Source organism: Corynebacterium sp. MSK195, from assembly GCF_030228885.1.
In the GTDB taxonomy this organism is placed as follows: Bacteria; Actinomycetota; Actinomycetes; order Mycobacteriales; family Mycobacteriaceae; genus Corynebacterium.
This window is the reverse complement of record NZ_JASPGT010000007.1, coordinates 43,429-59,360: the sequence shown is the minus strand read 5'-3', so window position 1 is coordinate 59,360 and position 15,932 is coordinate 43,429. Positions and strand designations below refer to the sequence as shown.

17 protein-coding genes are annotated in these 15,932 nt (G+C 60.4%); 5 read left to right on the top strand and 12 right to left on the bottom strand.

Going from position 1 to position 15,932, the window contains the following annotated elements:
* Window positions 1-20: 20 nt before the first annotated feature.
* Window positions 21-875 (bottom strand): 16S rRNA (cytidine(1402)-2'-O)-methyltransferase, encoded by an 855-nt coding sequence (gene rsmI / locus QP909_RS08165; protein ID WP_284766860.1) that lies wholly within the window; start codon window positions 873-875, stop codon window positions 21-23.
* Window positions 876-899: 24 nt separating this feature from the next.
* On the opposite strand from rsmI, the gene pmt reads away from it, so the two are divergent.
* On the top strand, window positions 900-2,519 hold the full coding sequence (gene pmt, locus QP909_RS08160; RefSeq protein WP_284766859.1) for a protein O-mannosyltransferase: 1,620 nt from the start codon (window positions 900-902) through the stop codon (window positions 2,517-2,519).
* An 18-nt stretch (window positions 2,520-2,537) separates the two neighbouring features.
* On the opposite strand, the gene QP909_RS08155 is transcribed toward pmt, so the two are convergent.
* Window positions 2,538-3,239: a zf-HC2 domain-containing protein gene (locus QP909_RS08155; protein WP_284766858.1), complete on the bottom strand. Its 702-nt coding sequence runs from the start codon at window positions 3,237-3,239 to the stop codon at window positions 2,538-2,540.
* Window positions 3,226-3,639 carry a DoxX family protein gene (locus tag QP909_RS08150; protein ID WP_049379053.1) on the bottom strand — a complete coding sequence of 138 codons (414 nt, stop codon included), beginning with the start codon at window positions 3,637-3,639 and terminating at the stop codon, window positions 3,226-3,228. Before QP909_RS08150 ends, QP909_RS08155 begins: the two co-directional genes overlap by 14 nt.
* Window positions 3,640-3,795: 156 nt before the next feature.
* Here QP909_RS08150 and QP909_RS08145 point away from each other — a divergent pair, with 156 nt between their 5' ends.
* Window positions 3,796-4,512, top strand: coding sequence for a DNA-3-methyladenine glycosylase I (locus tag QP909_RS08145; RefSeq protein ID WP_005329130.1), 717 nt, complete (start codon window positions 3,796-3,798; stop codon window positions 4,510-4,512).
* A gap of 14 nt (window positions 4,513-4,526) precedes the next feature.
* Here QP909_RS08145 and sepX read toward each other — a convergent pair whose 3' ends face one another.
* The 4 genes from sepX to QP909_RS08125 all read right to left on the bottom strand — a co-directional run bounded on the left by sepX (window position 4,527) and on the right by QP909_RS08125 (window position 9,049).
* Entirely contained in the window at window positions 4,527-5,903 is a 1,377-nt protein-coding gene (gene sepX / locus QP909_RS08140; RefSeq protein WP_284766857.1) for a divisome protein SepX/GlpR, read from the bottom strand.
* Window positions 5,904-6,046: 143 nt separating this feature from the next.
* The gene (locus tag QP909_RS08135; RefSeq protein WP_284766856.1) at window positions 6,047-6,757 is read right to left on the bottom strand and encodes a GNAT family N-acetyltransferase; all 711 of its coding nucleotides are present in this window, start codon (window positions 6,755-6,757) and stop codon (window positions 6,047-6,049) included.
* Window positions 6,757-8,067 (bottom strand): molybdotransferase-like divisome protein Glp, encoded by a 1,311-nt coding sequence (gene glp, locus QP909_RS08130; RefSeq protein ID WP_005329134.1) that lies wholly within the window; start codon window positions 8,065-8,067, stop codon window positions 6,757-6,759. Before glp ends, QP909_RS08135 begins: the two co-directional genes overlap by 1 nt.
* A gap of 55 nt (window positions 8,068-8,122) precedes the next feature.
* A complete protein-coding gene (locus tag QP909_RS08125; protein ID WP_239279244.1) occupies window positions 8,123-9,049 on the bottom strand; it encodes a UTP--glucose-1-phosphate uridylyltransferase in 927 nt (308 codons plus the stop codon).
* Between the two features lie 67 nt (window positions 9,050-9,116).
* Between QP909_RS08125 and QP909_RS08120 the strand changes: the two genes are divergently transcribed.
* The 3 genes from QP909_RS08120 to mscL all read left to right on the top strand — a co-directional run bounded on the left by QP909_RS08120 (window position 9,117) and on the right by mscL (window position 11,045).
* The gene (locus tag QP909_RS08120; protein ID WP_284766855.1) at window positions 9,117-9,692 is read left to right on the top strand and encodes a 5-formyltetrahydrofolate cyclo-ligase; all 576 of its coding nucleotides are present in this window, start codon (window positions 9,117-9,119) and stop codon (window positions 9,690-9,692) included.
* 48 nt (window positions 9,693-9,740) lie between these two features.
* Window positions 9,741-10,442, top strand: a complete 702-nt coding sequence (locus QP909_RS08115; protein WP_284766854.1) for an SAF domain-containing protein — start codon at window positions 9,741-9,743, stop codon at window positions 10,440-10,442.
* A 111-nt stretch (window positions 10,443-10,553) separates the two neighbouring features.
* On the top strand, window positions 10,554-11,045 hold the full coding sequence (mscL, locus tag QP909_RS08110; protein WP_239279241.1) for a large conductance mechanosensitive channel protein MscL: 492 nt from the start codon (window positions 10,554-10,556) through the stop codon (window positions 11,043-11,045).
* A 110-nt stretch (window positions 11,046-11,155) separates the two neighbouring features.
* Here mscL and QP909_RS08105 read toward each other — a convergent pair whose 3' ends face one another.
* From QP909_RS08105 to QP909_RS08085, 5 genes are all read right to left on the bottom strand, one after another.
* Complete coding sequence (locus QP909_RS08105) at window positions 11,156-11,374, bottom strand: hypothetical protein (RefSeq protein WP_284766853.1); 219 nt, start codon at window positions 11,372-11,374, stop codon at window positions 11,156-11,158.
* A 16-nt stretch (window positions 11,375-11,390) separates the two neighbouring features.
* The gene (locus QP909_RS08100) at window positions 11,391-11,999 is read right to left on the bottom strand and encodes a MogA/MoaB family molybdenum cofactor biosynthesis protein (RefSeq protein ID WP_284766852.1); all 609 of its coding nucleotides are present in this window, start codon (window positions 11,997-11,999) and stop codon (window positions 11,391-11,393) included.
* 85 nt (window positions 12,000-12,084) lie between these two features.
* Window positions 12,085-13,551: a S1C family serine protease gene (locus QP909_RS08095; RefSeq protein ID WP_284766851.1), complete on the bottom strand. Its 1,467-nt coding sequence runs from the start codon at window positions 13,549-13,551 to the stop codon at window positions 12,085-12,087.
* A 109-nt stretch (window positions 13,552-13,660) separates the two neighbouring features.
* Window positions 13,661-15,220, bottom strand: coding sequence for a HAMP domain-containing sensor histidine kinase (locus tag QP909_RS08090; protein WP_284766850.1), 1,560 nt, complete (start codon window positions 15,218-15,220; stop codon window positions 13,661-13,663).
* A complete protein-coding gene (locus QP909_RS08085) occupies window positions 15,217-15,915 on the bottom strand; it encodes a response regulator transcription factor (protein ID WP_284766849.1) in 699 nt (232 codons plus the stop codon). The genes QP909_RS08090 and QP909_RS08085 overlap by 4 nt, the downstream gene beginning before the upstream one ends.
* Between the last annotated feature and the right edge of the window lie 17 nt (window positions 15,916-15,932).

Sequence of the window (15,932 nt, the reverse complement as noted above, 5' to 3'; positions counted from 1 at the left end):
AATCGAATAAACGGTGGGGACTAGTCCTTGCGGGCTGCTAAAGCGGCATCATAAAGCTCGCGATTAGAGACCTCGGTGCCTTTGGCGACCTGCTTACACGCGTCCTTCAGCCGCATCCCTGCCTCCGCTAGCTCGAGCGCCTTGGGCACCAAGTCCGCGGCGGTAGCGGCAGCGGCCGTACCGCCCTCGATCACCACGGTGATCTCTCCCCGAGCGCCGTCTACTGCCCACTCGGCAAGCTCGCCCAAATTCCCGCGGCGGATTTCCTCATAGGTCTTGGTCAGTTCCCTGCACACCGCGGCCGGGCGGTCGGCGCCGAGAATTTCCGCTGCCTCGGCCAGGGTTTCGGCCACGCGGTGAGGAGATTCAAAGAAGACGATGGCTCGCTTTTCGTTACGCAGTGACTCCAGCCACGCCTTGCGGGGACCGGGCTTGCGAGGAGGAAAGGCGTCGAAAAGGAAGTGCCCCACGCCCAGGCCCGAAAGCGCCAGGGCCGTCGGCACTGCGGAGGGGCCAGGAAAACAGGTCACGGGAATATCGCGCTCGGCCGCCGCGGCCACAAGGGACAGGCCTGGATCAGAAATAATCGGCATGCCGGCATCGGTGACGACGAGGACGGTGCCTGACGCGGCGGCGTCGATAAGCTGCTGGGCTCGGTCCTTTTCATTGTGATCAAAATTGGACACCACCCGCCCGGAAATCTCGATCCCTAAGGCCTGGGCCAGATTACGCACGCGCCGCGTATCTTCGGCCGCGATGACGTCCGCATGCTGCAAGGCATGCATTAAACGCGCGGAGGCATCTCCTACGTTTCCCAGCGGCGTGGCGGCGAGGATTACCCCGCGCGGTAGTGGATCCAGACCTAAAACAGACATGCCTCTAGCATTCCATACTCTCTAATGCGCGGTCGCGCTACGTTGTCGCCTAGACTCAACCAAGTGACTATTGCTACCGCTGCCCCATCGCGCACCACGCACGACATCGTGGCTCCGCCAGCTCCCCGCGCCTATCAGTGGGGCAAGGCTGACTGGATAAGCACTAGCGTCGTCGGCGTCCTTGCGCTCATTACCCGCTTTGTCGGACTTACCGCGCCCGTTTCCAAGGGCACGCCCGTCTTTGATGAAAAGCACTACGTTCCCCAAGCCTGGGACATGGTACGAAGCTGGGATAACCTATTTATCGGCGGCATTGAAACCAACCCCGGCTATGGGCTGGTGGTACACCCACCACTGGGCAAGCAGATCGTGGCACTTGCCGAATGGATCTTTGGTTACTCCCCTCTGGGCTGGCGTTTTATGACGGCTCTTTTCGGTGCAGCCACCGTGCTCTTGACGATGTCCCTGGCCCGCCGAGTCTCTTCATCCTGGCAGGTAGCAACCCTAGCCGGCCTCATCGCCGTATTTGATGGCGTGCTCTTGGTCTCCTCCAAGTTCGGCATGCTGGATATCTTCCAAGTCTTTTTCGTGGTAGCCGCCGCCTGGGCGCTCGCCCGCGATCATAATCAGATGCGCGAGCGCCTCCACAACGCGTTTGTGAAGGACCGGATGGGCTCTTCCGCCTTCGGTCCGCGCTTTGGATTCCGCTGGTGGCGCCTCCTCGCAGGTGCCTGCCTTGGCCTTTCCCTGGGTGTCAAGTGGTCCGGCCTGTACTTCATTATGTTCTTTGGCCTGATGTCCGTCTTTAGCGACCTTGCCTTGCGCAAGCGCTATGGGGTACGCCGCTATATCCTCGGCACACTGGTGCGCGATACCCCTGCTGCCCTGGCCTCCCTCGTGCTCGTGCCGGTACTGCTCTACGCCTGGACCTGGCGGGCTTGGTTTGCCTCCGAAACCGCCGTGTACCGCCATGCCAAGGTGGATGGCACCATCGAGGATGGATCGTGGCTGCTAAACCTGCCTGATTCCTTGGCCGGCTGGTTCTACTATCACTCCTCTGTCTTGGAATTCCATGCCAGCCTAACTTCTTCCGGCGGCCACCATCACCCGTGGGATTCCAAGCCCTGGGCTTGGCTCGTGGCCGCCCGCCCCATCTTGTACTACTCCTCCACCGACCTGCAGTGCGGTGATGGCAGTAACGAATGCCGCAAGATGCTCTACCTCTTTGGCACCCCAGCCATCTGGTGGCTGGTCATCCCGGCCGTATTGTGGGGCCTGTGGTCGCTCATTATTCGCCGCAACCGCGCCTTCCTTATCCCCTTGGTGGGCTTTGCGGCAGGCTTCTTGCCCTGGCTCGCGGCCTTTGACCGCCAAATGTACTTCTTCTACGCCACGGCTTTTATCCCCTTTGTCATCGTGCTTATTGCGTTAGCTTTAGGCCAGCTCATCGGGCATGGCAGGCCTGTGCGGTGGGGATGGCTGAAGAGCTTGGCCGGCGGCCCCGTACGTTGGGGTACCATCGCCGCCGTGTTCTACCTAGCCCTGGTAGTGGCAATGTTCTTCTACTTCTCCCCCATTTTGTACGGCTACAAGATTCCAGATTCCTGGTACCACTCCATGATGTGGCTGCCGAGCTGGACCTAACCCCGCCTGAACGAAAGTTTATTGCGGCTGTGCGTTAAGAGACTTCCACCACGCGCGCACGAGGTAACCCTTTTCCGCCGCCCAGGCCCACGCCAAGCTAAGAGTCGCCAGCGCGGTGGCGATAAGGAAATACACCTGCTCAATGGTTACGGTACCCAGCGCTATATCGCGCATGCCAAAGCCAAAGAGGAAGGCAAACATCGTGGCCGATACCGGAAGCAGTCCGGTGACCGCCGCGGGGCGCCAGGCGCTGAAGAATAGACCACAGGCCATGCCAAAGCGCACTGCTGCGCCCTCCATCAGCAGGTTGGCTCGCTCCGGATCCGCAGTGGGATCTAGAACTTTTCCTTCCGCACCCAACGGTACGAGCCCGGAGGCGTGCACGATGAGCACCACTGCCCAGATTGCAAAGATGGCCCCCATAAGAACCATGGCGGCGCGCGCGACCGTGAGGTTGGCTTGGCGAGCGCTCGAGGTACGTCGCCATTCCGGCTCCACGCCGGCCAAGATGACATCAGAAAGATCCGTGGGCGGAGCCATGCCGGAATCCACGGGCTCCACAAAGCTCAATGAACGCGATAGCGCGGCCGCCTTGTCACGGAAAGCGCGGCATTCGGCGCAGCTTTCCAGATGAGCATCAATGACGTCCTGGGACAAATCAGAGTACTCTCCATCCATGTGCGCGGAGATAGCCGCTTGGACCTGGCTATGCGTCAACATTGCTGAGCACCCCGTCCATGCTGGCTCTACCGGAGCCAAAAATTACGATCATCAGCAGGGATAACAGCAATACCAGTGGGTATTCGATTCCACCATCGGCAGCAAATAGACCGTGGCCCAAGTGCACGAAATACAGGGCACACCCCATAAGCAATGCGAGTGCTCCGGCTACAAAAGTGGTGAGCAGACCAACGACGAGGAATGCACCGCCGGCCATCTCGCCTATGGCGGCGATATAGCCGGAAAGCTGTGGCTGCGGCACCCCTAGGGCGGAAAACTGCCCCACGGTTTCATCCATGCCGGTCATAAACATCTTGTCCACGCCGTGTGCGATAAAGATCAATCCGAGGACCGCTCGAAAAATAAGCAGTGCGGCATCGCGTACGGCAGGTCTATTCATGCTGAACAGATTACCCTGAACCCCTCGCCCGATGCGAAGGCAATGGACTACACCTATACTCCTGGGAAATTCGCCCTTTGGCGGGGGAAGGAAAAGACCACGGCCGCGCGGGCTGTTTCAATGGGAACCACGCACAAAAGATAAAAGGAGAACACCATGAGCGAACCAACTACGCAGTCCGAAGAGCGCACCACCTTGGTCTATGACGATGATGGCCTGGGCCGCCCGCCTTGGGCGATGTCCTCGCCGATGCTGAAGGAGTATTACGACACCGAATGGGGCCTGCCCATTTTCGATGAAGCTGGACTCTACGAGCGCTTGAGCCTCGAGTCTTTCCAGTCCGGCCTGTCGTGGGCGGTGGTGCTCAAGAAGCGCGAGGCCTTCCGTGCAGCCTTTTGCAACTTCGATCCGGACAAGGTCGCCCAATTCGGCGAGGCAGACGTGGAGCGTTTGCTTGGCGACGCCTCCATTATCCGCAACGAAACCAAAATCCGCGCCGCGATCAATAACGCCAAGGCGACCATCGCTCTGCGCGAGGAAGGCGGGCTGGCGGAGTTCATCTGGGCCTACCAACCTCCGGAGAACCTCTACCCCACCGTGATGGAAGATATTCCGAAAAAGAGCTACGAGTCCAAGCTCATGTCCCGCGAACTCAAGAAGAAGGGCTTTCGCTTCGTTGGACCGGTTACCTGTTTCGCCCTCATGGAGGCCATCGGCATGATTGATACCCACCTTATCGGCTCCCATCGCCGCGGTACCTCCGGGGTATGGCTGGAGAGCGGTGTGCCGAATTATGGCTTAGCGCAGGAATACAACGCGCTCGCGAACTCGCAGACAGCGAGCGCTGACGAGCTTCACGGCGCTGCTAGCTAGTCCGCCTTGCGCGCTTATCCAGCGCGGCGGGCCGCTAGGTCATCGCGGCGGCTATAACCATCGGGCCCGGCGTGCGGGCCGTCAAAGTCGCCGTCCTCACCATCGCTATAGCTCAGCGGAAGGTGCACGAAGTCCGGGCTTTCATCGTCGATTTCCACAACCACGGCGCCTGGGCGGCGCAGATTGCGCGGAATCTTTAGCTCTTCGTCCTCGGCGTTGCGCACACCCAAACGGGCGCGGCGCAGGTGGCGCACGCGGCGACGCATCAGTGCCTGTTCCTGGCGTACCTGAGAGCGAAGGGCGATCAAGTAGGCCACGGTGAGCACGCCGGCGACGGCAGCCAACCACCAAGTCCAGCCACCGACCACGATTCCGAGGGCTACCGTGAGCACCACGGCCACGGCCAGCCCCAGCAGGGTGCGCTGACGGCGCTGGTAGCGCGTTGCAGACTTTTCCTTTTCCGCTACCGGATCCCAGCCACCGCGGCCCAAACGACGCTGGGCAAACTCGACCTCATCCTCGGACAGGTCGGTATCCATGCCGGCTTCGTCTGCTTCCGTGGCCGCTGCTAGGTTCTCGGAGCCTTCGGCCTCGTCTGCCTCGTCCGCGCTGGCAGCATCTACGGAATCATCCTCATTGACCTCGGCCTTGTCAACGGCTCCCGGATACATGAGGTCTACCGGCGAGGTATAGGTTTCGTCGTAGGCATAGGCATCGTTCGCCACGCTGAAGACTGCCGGGGCGCTAAAGACCTCAGCCTCGGCGGCGGCAACATCGGAGGCTTTGTCCTCAGTGGACTCGTCCGCGGCGTCGTCCTCGTCCTCCAGGAGCACGTCATCGACATCGTCCGCCTCTGCGGTATTAGCTTCCTTGTCCGCATCAATCTGCTGGGAGGCAGGAATCGCAGCTGCCTGGGGGTCGACTGCAGTCTCGTCTTCTTCTGCAATCGCTTCTTCCACCAATTCGCCGTCGATAGTTTCTGCCTGTTGCGTGAATTCTTCGCCAGCGGTGGAGGCGGACGCTGCAGTAAACGCACGGCTACCGCTACCGAAGGGCTGAGACTTGGCACGGCGTGCGGCACCGGCAATAGTTACGGAGCGCGACGAGGGCTTGGTGGCCTCGGCATCGGATTCACTGTCGGCAGCGTCTGCGGCCTCGACGACTTCGTAGTCCGCCTCGTCCTCATCGTCACGACGGTGGACGTCGCCGGCGCGCAGGCGCGGACGACGCCGGCCGGCGACCTTGCCGGAATCTCCTTCGAAGAGGACCCGGGTATCTTCAAAGGCCTCACCGGTATGGCTCATTGGGCGGTTATTCCTACCCAATAGCCACGGTGCGAGCACGAAGAGCCACACCACGATGATCGCGATAATCGGCACAGCTGTCGACACGAATAGGACCTTCCCCTTGAATACAGATGATTACTCCACCTTAAACGGTGAAACCGCACCGTAGCACCCCAAATTCGCACAAATTACAATGTTGTGACTTATGTGAAAATTGAGGTGGAAATCCCAGCGCTTGGGAAGCTATTTCACGCCAACCGTCCAGCTTGGCGCAGGCGCTCCACCGCCGTAGAGGCAAAGTCTTCTTTCACCAACGCCACGTAGTGGTGGTCCTGCCACGCGCCGTCGATATGCAGATTGCGCCGTAAATACCCTTCATGCCGGAACCCGTTGGCGGCCAAGACGCGACCTGAGGCCGGGTTGTGCTCCAGATAGGTGGCGGTCACGCGGTGCAAACCCACTCGCCCAAAGGCGTGGTCCACGCCCAAAGCGGTGGCGGCCGTAGCCACCCCGGCGCCGTGAACCGCGGAATAGACCCAGTAGCCAATCCAGCAATCGCGAATGCTTCCATGCTGAATATTTCCCAGGGTCACCTGCCCTGCGAATTTCCCCTCCACCTCAATGACGAGCGGGACCACCAGCGCCTCACGCGCGGCGGTGCGCAGGTACATCAGGTGATTCCACCACGCCTGCTGGCTATGCGCCTCCGCCCACGGTGCGGCTTGGGTCGGCTCAACCGGGCGGAGGAAACTTTCATCGTCGATGCGCTGACGCCGCCACTCATGGCCGTCGGAACGCAGCAGGGGGCGCAAGCGCATCCGCGCCCCCGAGGGAAAGACAGACGAGGAGGGAAGCTGGACAAAAGGAGTAGATTCCGGCCACCCCGGATGCATGTCATCGGTGGGGCCGGTAGCAGGATGGCGGAACCTATCCGCCGCGTTGCCGAAAGGATCGAGCATTAGCTGCGCTGGGTCAAAAACAACACATCAACCACATCGCCTGGGCGGATTTCCGTGACCTCTTCCGGCACGCGAATCATGGCGTTGGCCTCTGAAAGGCCGGCCAAGAGGTGTGCCGGGGCCCCTGCGGCACCGCCGAGGCCTTCCACCAAGTAGTCCGCGGTTTCGGCATCGCGCATCAGACGAGCACGGATGAAGCCGCGCCGGCCAGGACGAGAATCGATGTGGTTTAACGCGCGGGCACGCACCACGCGACGGTGCGCATTGCGCTTGCCCAGCGCCAAGCGGATGAGCGGGCGGATATACACCTCAAAGACCACAAGCGCGGACACCGGATTGGACGGCAGCAAGAAGGTAGGAATGCGCTCCTCGCCCACCAGTCCAAAGCCCTGAACGGAGCCGGGATGCATGGCCACGCGGGAGGTATCGACATCACCAAGGTCGTCGAGGATCTCGCGGATAGCCTCGGCACCAGCGCCGCCCACTGCGCCGGAGATTACCAGCACCTCGCTGCGGGCAATGTGCTTTTCCAAGGCTTCGCGGATGCGGCGCGGCTCGCCCTCGGCAATGCCTACACGGTGCACCTCCGCCCCGGCTTCACGGGCCGCGGCAGCTAAGGAATAAGAGTTCACGTCAAAAACCTGGCCCAGTGCCGGTTCTTGATCCAAGTCAACCAACTCGCGGCCAAAGGAAATGATGGTAATACGCGGCCGCGGATACACCAGCACCTTTGAGCGGCCCACCGCGGCTAGAAGGCCAATCTGGGCAGGCCCCAAGACGGTGCCGGAAGATACGGCGACATCGCCAGGCTGAATATCGTCGCCCACTCGGCGCACAAAGTCACCAGAACGCACCGGGCGGTGGGCGGTAACGCGCTTGCGGCCGCGGTCAGTCCACTCGAGGGGAAGGACGGCGTCGGCAAGCGTGGGCAAAGGCGCACCCGTATATACGCGCACCGCTTGCTTAGGTTGCAGGCGCAGCGGCTGCTTGGAGCCGGCCGGAACCTCGCCCACCACGGGCAAGGAACGCTCTACCTCCGGCTGCGGGGAATCCGCATCCTCTTCACCCTCTGCGGACTGTTCTTCCTGGTCCTTGTGGCGGCGCACCCGCAGGCCCCGCTCGCCTCCAATATCCACGGCGCGCACCGCGTAACCATCGATCGCCGCCTGCGGGAAGCCTGGCAGGGGCTGGTTAGCCTGTACCTGCTCGGCGCACATCAAACCCAGCGCGTTGGAAATACCGATGCGCACCGGCTCCGGCGTCGTCGCCGCATCCGTTACCAGCGCCAACTGGTCATCAACTGAACGCATAAGGTCTATGCCCGCCCTTTCTTCGCTTCCACGTCCTTGGCCACCGGGAAAATCCCTAGGCTAGGCCGTGCTCGTCCTCATACTCGGCCATGATTTGCTTAATCGCTTTATACAGCGTGGGACCATACTTTTCATCGCGCAGGCCAAAGTCCACGTTGGCGGGGATATAGCCGCCGGGATTGCCCAAATCATGGCGCTTTCCTTGGTGGACTACCACGTGGACGGGCTCGCCTTCCTCAATGAGGAGCTCGATGGCGTCAGTAAGCTGCAGCTCGCCGCCCTTGCCCGGCTTAATGCGGCGCAGGGCATCAAAGATCTTGCGGTCCAAAAGGTAGCGGCCGGTGGCCACGAGGTTAGAAGGAGCATCCTCTACTGCCGGCTTTTCCACCATGCCCACGACCTTCTTCACGCCAGGGGCATCGGTATCCTCCACGTCGAAGACGCCGTAGTTGTAGGTCTGCTCGCGCGGGACCTCGAAGGCGCACAGCACGCTGCCGCCCAATGCCGCGCGCACACGCGCCATATCCGCCATGACGGTGGCGGGCAAGACAATGTCATCAGGGAGCATGACGGCGAAGGAATCCTCGTCTTCCTCAAGCACCTCTTCGGCAAGGCCCACCGCGTGGCCCAATCCCAGCGGCTTTTCCTGCTCCACCGCAACGGGGTGAATGATCTGGTTGGCGCGCTTGACCTTGGCCACCTGTTCGTCCTTGCCGCGAGATTCGAGGGTCTCTACCAGCTCGGGGAAAGCCTCGAAGTGGCGCATGACTTCTTGCTTATCGGGCGCGGTAATCACCGCAAGGCGGCGCGCGCCGACAGACGCTGCCTCCTCTGCAATGAGTTCGATGCCGGGAGTATCAACAACGGGCAGCAGTTCCTTGGGAACCGTCTTGGTGGCGGGCAAAAATCGGGTGCCCATACCTGCCGCTGGAACTACAACCGTGGTGATTCCGCGGGCGGAATCTTCGCGTTCTATAGCCATGCACAATAGCGTACAACGCCACATTATTTTCCCGTGCACCGCTACGCCGTGGGGTTATGATTTATTTATGACCTCTTCCATCACCGCCAAAAACGAGCTGCGCGCCCGCTTGGTCCAGGCCCGCCGCCAACTTTCCTCCGAGGACCACGATGCTTTTACCGCCGCCGTGCGCAAGCATCTCGAATCCGAACTCACCGAGTCCATGACCGTGGCCGCCTACTGGCCCTTGGGCTCTGAGCCCGGTGGTGCGGACTTTGTGCCGTGGCTCAAGGAGCATGTCTCCCGCGTCTTCCTGCCAATCTCCGGCGAAAATGGCACGTTGACTTTTGCCGAATACCGCGGCAAGGAAACAATGCACACCAGCCCATTGGGTTTGAATGAGCCCCAGGGCCCAAGTTTTGATAGCAGCGTGCTGGCCGAGTGCGATCTGGTGCTTGCCCCCGCCATGGCAGTAGACGCCAAGGGCAACCGCATGGGCAAGGGCGGCGGCTACTATGACCGCGCGCTGGAGCCACTTCCCCACGGCAAGCCGCCGGTTTTCGCCATGGTCTACCCCTCCGAATTCCTAGACGAGCTGCCTACCGAGGACCATGACCGCAAGGTTGATGCCGCCGTCACCGCCGAGGGCATTACCCGCTTCTAGTTTTTAGGGCGCGGGAACCATGCGTGGTTTCGGGCAGTCTAAAAGAGTATGTCCACTTCGCGTATGCCCCGCCTCGTTTCCGCCCTTCGTACCCCTGGCCACCGCCGCGGCGTTGTAGTGCGCCGCGCCATTGCGGTGGCCCTTCTTATTGCCGCGCTGGCTTCGGCTCTTTCGGCGGCCAAGGAGTTACCGCGCGTGCCCGTCTTTAGCCGCGATCTGCCGGCAGGGGCGGCGCTAGCGCTTGCCGACGTCGACCTAGCCCGCCTTCCTGCCTCCTCCATCCCCGATTCGGCGGTAGCTGTTGAGCCAGAAGAGCTGAGCGGCCGGGTCATTACCGCGGCAGCCGGCAAGGGCGAAGTGATTACCGATGCTCGCCTTTTGGGAGAAGACCTCGTCTCCAGCTTGGTTAGCGGCTCCGACGCCGCGTCTGCGCGGATGATCCCGGTGAAGCTCGCCGAGCCAGATATCATCCCCCACCTACACCATGGCGATACCGTGGACGTGGTAACCGCCGTCGACGCCGCATCCGCCCCGGCCGAAGAGGGGTCGGCCCCTGCAACGCCCACCGCACGCGTAATCGCCACCGGTGGGCGCGTGGTGTCGACCTCTAGCTCCGAGGGGGAGGCCTCTTCCTCTACCGTTTTGCTCGCGCTGCCCCATGACCACGCCAATGATGTAGCCGCGGCGTCGCTAAGCCAACCACTCACGGTGGTCATTGTTGGTGACCGCGCTCACCCGCAACAACGCTAGACCACTTCAGCCACAACAGTTGTGGTTGGTTAACAGCTGCACTAAAGTTTCGCCATGTCCATGGTTTCTAACTACCCTTAGTTATTCCCAGAAAGGTTTGTGCATATCACCATGCTCAAGGGTTTCAAAGACTTCATTATGCGTGGCAACGTCATCGAACTTGCCACCGCGGTCATCATCGGCTCCGCCTTCACCGCAATCGTCACCGCCGTTACTGACTCGATCATCCAGCCGATCATCAATTCCCTTGGCTCTGCTGAGGTGGACGGATTGGGCTTCCAAATCACCGACAACAAGAACACCTTCGTGGACTTCGGCGCAGTAATCACTGCAGCGATTAACTTCCTCATCATCGCCGCCGTGGTCTACTTCCTCATCGTCATGCCGCTCAACAAGCTCACCGAAGCTGCGAAGCGCCGCCACGGTGTAGACCCTGAGGCCCCTGCCCCAACTACCGAGGAACTGCTCGCGGAAATCCGCGACCTGCTCGAGGCCCAAAACGTCTCCGATAAGGACATCCCGGGTACCGGCATTGACGGTTCCGCCCACGGTGCTACCGACGCCGATAACGGTTCCACCGGCGGCGGCCGTCACCAGGCCTAGTTCCCTTCGCTGCATATACAGCGCAGAGCCCGCGGTTTCACTTCTTCGGAAGCGAAACCGCGGGCTTTTAGGTACCTGTGTGACTGCAGACCTGCATCCTGTTTTAGGCACTAGCCGCCGTAGTGTGGGGGCTGGTTTTCTCGGTAGAATTGCTCATCACGCTGACCGGACTCCCCCTCTGCCGCCACCGAATCCGCGTCATCGACAGTAACGATTCTCTCTTCATCAACACCGTGGGAAGCGGGTGCGCCGGGCTTATCAGCACTACGGTCATAGCCGGCAGCATCCGATTGGCGGAATACCCGCCGGCGTTTTCTCCGCGACGTCATAGAAAATACCCTGCAGTTACTGGACACTAGACTGCTGCAGCTGGTCAATGAGGTGGTGAACCAGAGGCGCCAAGGTAGCCATGCCGTCGCGGATGGCAGCGCGCGACGAGGCAAGGTTGACCACTACAGTAGAGCCCGAAACCCCCGATAGACCGCGGGACGTACAGGCATCCACCGCGCCACAGGCTTGGCCAGAAGAACGCAGCGCCTGCGCCACACCCGGAACCATCTTGTCGATGACGGAACGGGTAGCCTCCGGAGTCTTATCGCGTGGACCGACACCGGTGCCGCCCACGGTGAGGACCACGTCCACGCCACCGACCACGGCGGTCTCAATGGCCTGACGGATCTTGGATTTCTTGGAGCGCACCACGATGGCGCCATCAACACGGAAATTGGCCTCCGCAAGCAACTCACTTACCAGCTGCGAAGTGCTATCGGATTGCTCACCAGGATGATCGGTGACAATAACGATGAGCCCGCGGCGCGGGGCAGCAAGGCTATCCTCCTGCTCGCTTGCCAGCAAGAATGCATCATCGGGTTCGGCAACATCCATCAAGGAATCGCGCTTAGTCGCGCCATCGGGCTGCGCGGAGTCGGTCACATCGTGCTGCGAATCTGGCATTTTTCTCCTTAAGTTAAGGCAATACGGCCTTGTGGCGGGGTGAGGTATGGCGCATTCAGCACCTAATGAGGTCTTGCACAGTAATTTACTCGCCTGAGAGGGTTACCTCTACCTGACGGCTTTCTTCCGAGTCTTCGCGGGTAACCTCCAAGGTCACCGTCGCGCCAAAGTCTTGCGATCGCGCCGCCGCGATGAGCGCATCAGCGTTTTCGATCAGGCGATCGTTGACGCGGGTGACAATATCGCCATCCTTCAAGCCCGCCTCATCTGCTGGGCCACCCGGCTCTACCTCGGCGATGCGGGCACCATTGCCGTCGTCGCGCGCTAGCACCTTCACGCCAAGGGTCGGGTGAGAAACTTTGCCGTCGTTAATGAGCTCATCTGCCATGCGCTTGGCAAAGTTGGATGGAATGGCAAAGCCCAAGCCAATGGAGCCGCCCTCGCCGGAGGAACTATTAGACAGCGAAGCAATCATGGAGTTCATGCCCACGATATTGCCGTCTCGATCCACCAGCGGGCCGCCCGAGTTGCCAGGGTTTACTGCGGCATCGGTCTGAATGGCGTCAATCAATGAAGACTCGCCGCCTTCCTGGGAAGCGCGAACGGGACGGTTCTTTGCCGATACGATACCGGAGGTCACGGTCGCGTTTAGCCCCAAAGGAGAGCCCACGGCCACTACCTCTTGGCCCACAGCAACGGAATCGGAGTCACCGAATTGCAAGAAGGGCAGGTCCTTGACGTCCTTGATTTTCACGATGGCAACGTCCGTATTCGCATCCGAGGCCACCACCTCAGCATCATGCTTACTGCCGTCATTCATGGTCACCTGCATCATGCCACCGTGCTCAGCACCGGCAACCACGTGGTGGTTGGTCAGTACATAACCATCTGGGGAGATGACAGAACCGGAGCCTTCAGCCCCACCAGTTCGAGTCATCGTCTGGATAGAAACCACCGCCGGCAAAACCTTAGAGGCAACTTCTTCAACGGAACCCTGCTCCGGTTCCTTACCGGTGCTATTGTTGGCCGGCTCAGCCTTGAGGGCTTCATTGACTACAGAGGTATCGTTATTGCCTCCCCCGGAACTCATGCCGACCACAGCACCGGCAATCGAGCCTGCGGCGATGGCGGCAACGGCCGCCAGAGCGGTGGCGGCGCCCAAGCCAATTTTCTTCTTTTGCTCCGGCTGCGGAGGCAGCGGAGTGACCATCGGGCCTTCCTGCCACTGACCGCTAAAGCTTTGTGTTTGTGGGGCATCCGGATAGGGCCCCAGCGAACCTAGCGTTCGCGGGTCAGTGCCTTCAGCACCGCCGCGCGGTTGGTTCCAGCCTTGCGAATAGGAGCCGGTCTCTTGTGCCTGCGCGCCAGCGCCGCTGTGAAGACCAAATCCGTCACTGTAGGGGCCAGCGTTGCCAGCCACGGCATCTTGCTGGTTGGTTTCTCCAAAGTTCGGACCACCCTGAACCGGCTCGGCCCTACCCGGACCTTCCTGGGACGCTCCCTCCGGGGAGTTTCCATCAAAGCCGCGGTAATCGTCATTCCTCATGTTCATGAGAAAACTATGCCTCACTTCGCTTGGTCAAGACTGATACTGATCTGCCAACCTACTAGGAATTCCTGAAAGGTTGCTGTATTACCTCACCAGTATAAACGCTTATACGCTAGCCCTGATTGAACCAGCGCTGCGCAAAGATTTCACCGCGGTCGCTCGGGTCTTCCTTACCACCCGACAGCCCCTCATGCGGATCTGCCAAACCGTCCACGAAAACCTCACCCGACACAGGCTTGCCCGGCAAGATGACTTCCATGCGGGTACCACCATCATTAGACTCGCGGATCTTGATGGTGCCATCGTGACGTTCAATCACCGATTTCACAATGGCCAGGCCCAAGCCTGAGCCCGGCATGGAGCGCGCTTCTGCCGAACGGTAGAAGCGCTCAAAGACCTTCTCCCTCTCCTCCGGTGCAATGCCAGGCCCGGAGTCATCAAAGCGCAGGCGCACCTCGTGGGTGGATAGCTGCTCCATAGACACGCGCACCGTGCCAGTAGCCGGCGACCACTTAGCCGCATTATCCATAAGATTAAGCGTGGCACGGCCCAATGCGAAGGGGTCGCCGTCCAGCTCCCACGGGATAAAGCGCACCAAGAACTCCACATCGGGACGGCGGCGGCGCGCACGCTCCAGCGAAGCCATCATGACTTCACAAAGGTCCACCGGCTCCGGTTCGCGCTCATTGCCGTCCTCACGCGCCAAATCAACGAGGTCTCCAATCAAGGTGGAGAGCTCATTCATCTGGGACATGACGTCATCTTCGAGGTCCTTGCGGTCCTCATCGCTCATACCAAAGCCACCACCGGCGCGGTTGAGCATCATCAAAAGCTCAATATTGGTACGCATAGAGGTCAGCGGGGTCTTCAGCTCGTGTCCGGCATCGGCTACGAATTGAGACTGCTGCGAACGGGATTCCTGCAGTGCCTCCAGCATCTGGTTAAAGGAGGTGGTCAACTGCGCCATCTCGTCGTTATTAGAGACCTCAATAGGACGCAGGTCGTTGGTCTGCGTCACGTAATCCACCGCTCGCTTCAACCGGGCGATGGGTTGCATACCGGTTTTGGACACGATGAGGCCTGCAAAAATGGCGAGCAAGATGCCAAGGCCAACGATAATCAGAAGCACCGTGCCCAAGATGGCTATGAGCCCTTGCGTAGGAGCGAGAGACTGAGCGACGACCACGGTAGAACCGAGATCATGGCGCTTGGCCAACACCCGCTCGCCACCGACGGTACGCACGGAAGTTTCCGTGTAATCCTCCGTCCGGTGGAAGTCCCCGCCCACAGGAATGGTGTCGCCGTAGGAAAAGCTCATGGAGGGCGGCGATAGGGCTACGCGGGTGCCGGGGTTATAGGACTTAAAGTCCTCGATTTCCTGATCCACGTTATCCATGAACCGCGGGTCTTGGCTTTGCCGCAACAAGACATCGGCCTTGGCCTCCAAGCGGTCATCGACGGAGGCAGTAAGGGACATAGAAACAACCCAATACGTTGCCAACGTCATCAAGGCAACGGCTACGGCCACCACAAGGCCAGTAACAGTAGCAAGGCGCCACCGCAGTGGCGCCCGTGAAGCCCAACTCCCCTGACGCTCAGAGAACTCGGTAAGAGGGGTGGACTGTACTTTCCCGGAAGCCACCGCAGGGGAAGCGGGCTTCCTTAAAATCACGGATTAGACTCCCTCAAGACATAGCCCACGCCACGGACGGTGTGGATGAGGCGAGCATCGCCCTCGCCCTCGGTCTTCTTACGCAGGTAGCCGATATAGACCTCGAGAGCATTGCCGGAGGTAGGGAAATCATAGCCCCATACTTCTTCCAAGATCTTGCTGCGAGAGAGAACCTTGCGGGGATTTTCCATCAGCAGCTGCAGCAACGCAAACTCGGTACGGGTCAAGGAAATTGCGCGGCCACCGCGGCTGACTTCGCGAGTATCAGCGTCGAGTTCAAGGTCCTCGAAGCTCAGCTTGCTTTCCACTGGGGCTTCAGCTGCGATGGAATCTGCGGAGGCGCGGCGCACCAAGGAGCGCACACGGGCCAAGAGCTCCTCCAAAGCGAACGGCTTTGGCAGGTAGTCATCAGCGCCGGCATCGAGGCCGGCCACTCGGTCCGAAACACCATCGCGCGCAGTTAGAACGAGGATCGGACGGTCCCAACCCTCACTGCGCAGGCTGCGGCACACCTCAAGGCCATCCATGTTGGGCATCATGACGTCCAGAATAAGCAATTCGGGATTCTCAGCGCGTACCGTCTCCACGGCCTCCAAGCCGTCGTTAGCGGTCAGCACTTCGTAGCCGTTAAAGCGTAAGGAACGGCGTAGCGATTCGCGGACGGCTTGTTCATCATCCACCACAAGGATTTTCATAGTCCTAATTATTACTT

What these genes read in the sequence shown, in the direction of transcription:
- rsmI (WP_284766860.1), bottom strand. Translation starts at nt 875, where the DNA reads ATGTCTGTTTTAGGTCTGGATCCACTACCGCGCGGGGTAATCCTCGCC.
- pmt (WP_284766859.1), top strand. Translation starts at nt 900, where the DNA reads ATGCGCGGTCGCGCTACGTTGTCGCCTAGACTCAACCAAGTGACTATT.
- QP909_RS08155 (WP_284766858.1), bottom strand. Translation starts at nt 3,239, where the DNA reads ATGTTGACGCATAGCCAGGTCCAAGCGGCTATCTCCGCGCACATGGAT.
- QP909_RS08150 (WP_049379053.1), bottom strand. Translation starts at nt 3,639, where the DNA reads ATGAATAGACCTGCCGTACGCGATGCCGCACTGCTTATTTTTCGAGCG.
- QP909_RS08145 (WP_005329130.1), top strand. Translation starts at nt 3,796, where the DNA reads ATGAGCGAACCAACTACGCAGTCCGAAGAGCGCACCACCTTGGTCTAT.
- QP909_RS08135 (WP_284766856.1), bottom strand. Translation starts at nt 6,757, where the DNA reads ATGCTCGATCCTTTCGGCAACGCGGCGGATAGGTTCCGCCATCCTGCT.
- glp (WP_005329134.1), bottom strand. Translation starts at nt 8,067, where the DNA reads ATGCGTTCAGTTGATGACCAGTTGGCGCTGGTAACGGATGCGGCGACG.
- QP909_RS08125 (WP_239279244.1), bottom strand. Translation starts at nt 9,049, where the DNA reads ATGGCTATAGAACGCGAAGATTCCGCCCGCGGAATCACCACGGTTGTA.
- QP909_RS08120 (WP_284766855.1), top strand. Translation starts at nt 9,117, where the DNA reads ATGACCTCTTCCATCACCGCCAAAAACGAGCTGCGCGCCCGCTTGGTC.
- QP909_RS08115 (WP_284766854.1), top strand. Translation starts at nt 9,741, where the DNA reads ATGTCCACTTCGCGTATGCCCCGCCTCGTTTCCGCCCTTCGTACCCCT.
- mscL (WP_239279241.1), top strand. Translation starts at nt 10,554, where the DNA reads ATGCTCAAGGGTTTCAAAGACTTCATTATGCGTGGCAACGTCATCGAA.
- QP909_RS08105 (WP_284766853.1), bottom strand. Translation starts at nt 11,374, where the DNA reads ATGACGTCGCGGAGAAAACGCCGGCGGGTATTCCGCCAATCGGATGCT.
- QP909_RS08100 (WP_284766852.1), bottom strand. Translation starts at nt 11,999, where the DNA reads ATGCCAGATTCGCAGCACGATGTGACCGACTCCGCGCAGCCCGATGGC.
- QP909_RS08095 (WP_284766851.1), bottom strand. Translation starts at nt 13,551, where the DNA reads ATGAACATGAGGAATGACGATTACCGCGGCTTTGATGGAAACTCCCCG.
- QP909_RS08085 (WP_284766849.1), bottom strand. Translation starts at nt 15,915, where the DNA reads ATGAAAATCCTTGTGGTGGATGATGAACAAGCCGTCCGCGAATCGCTA.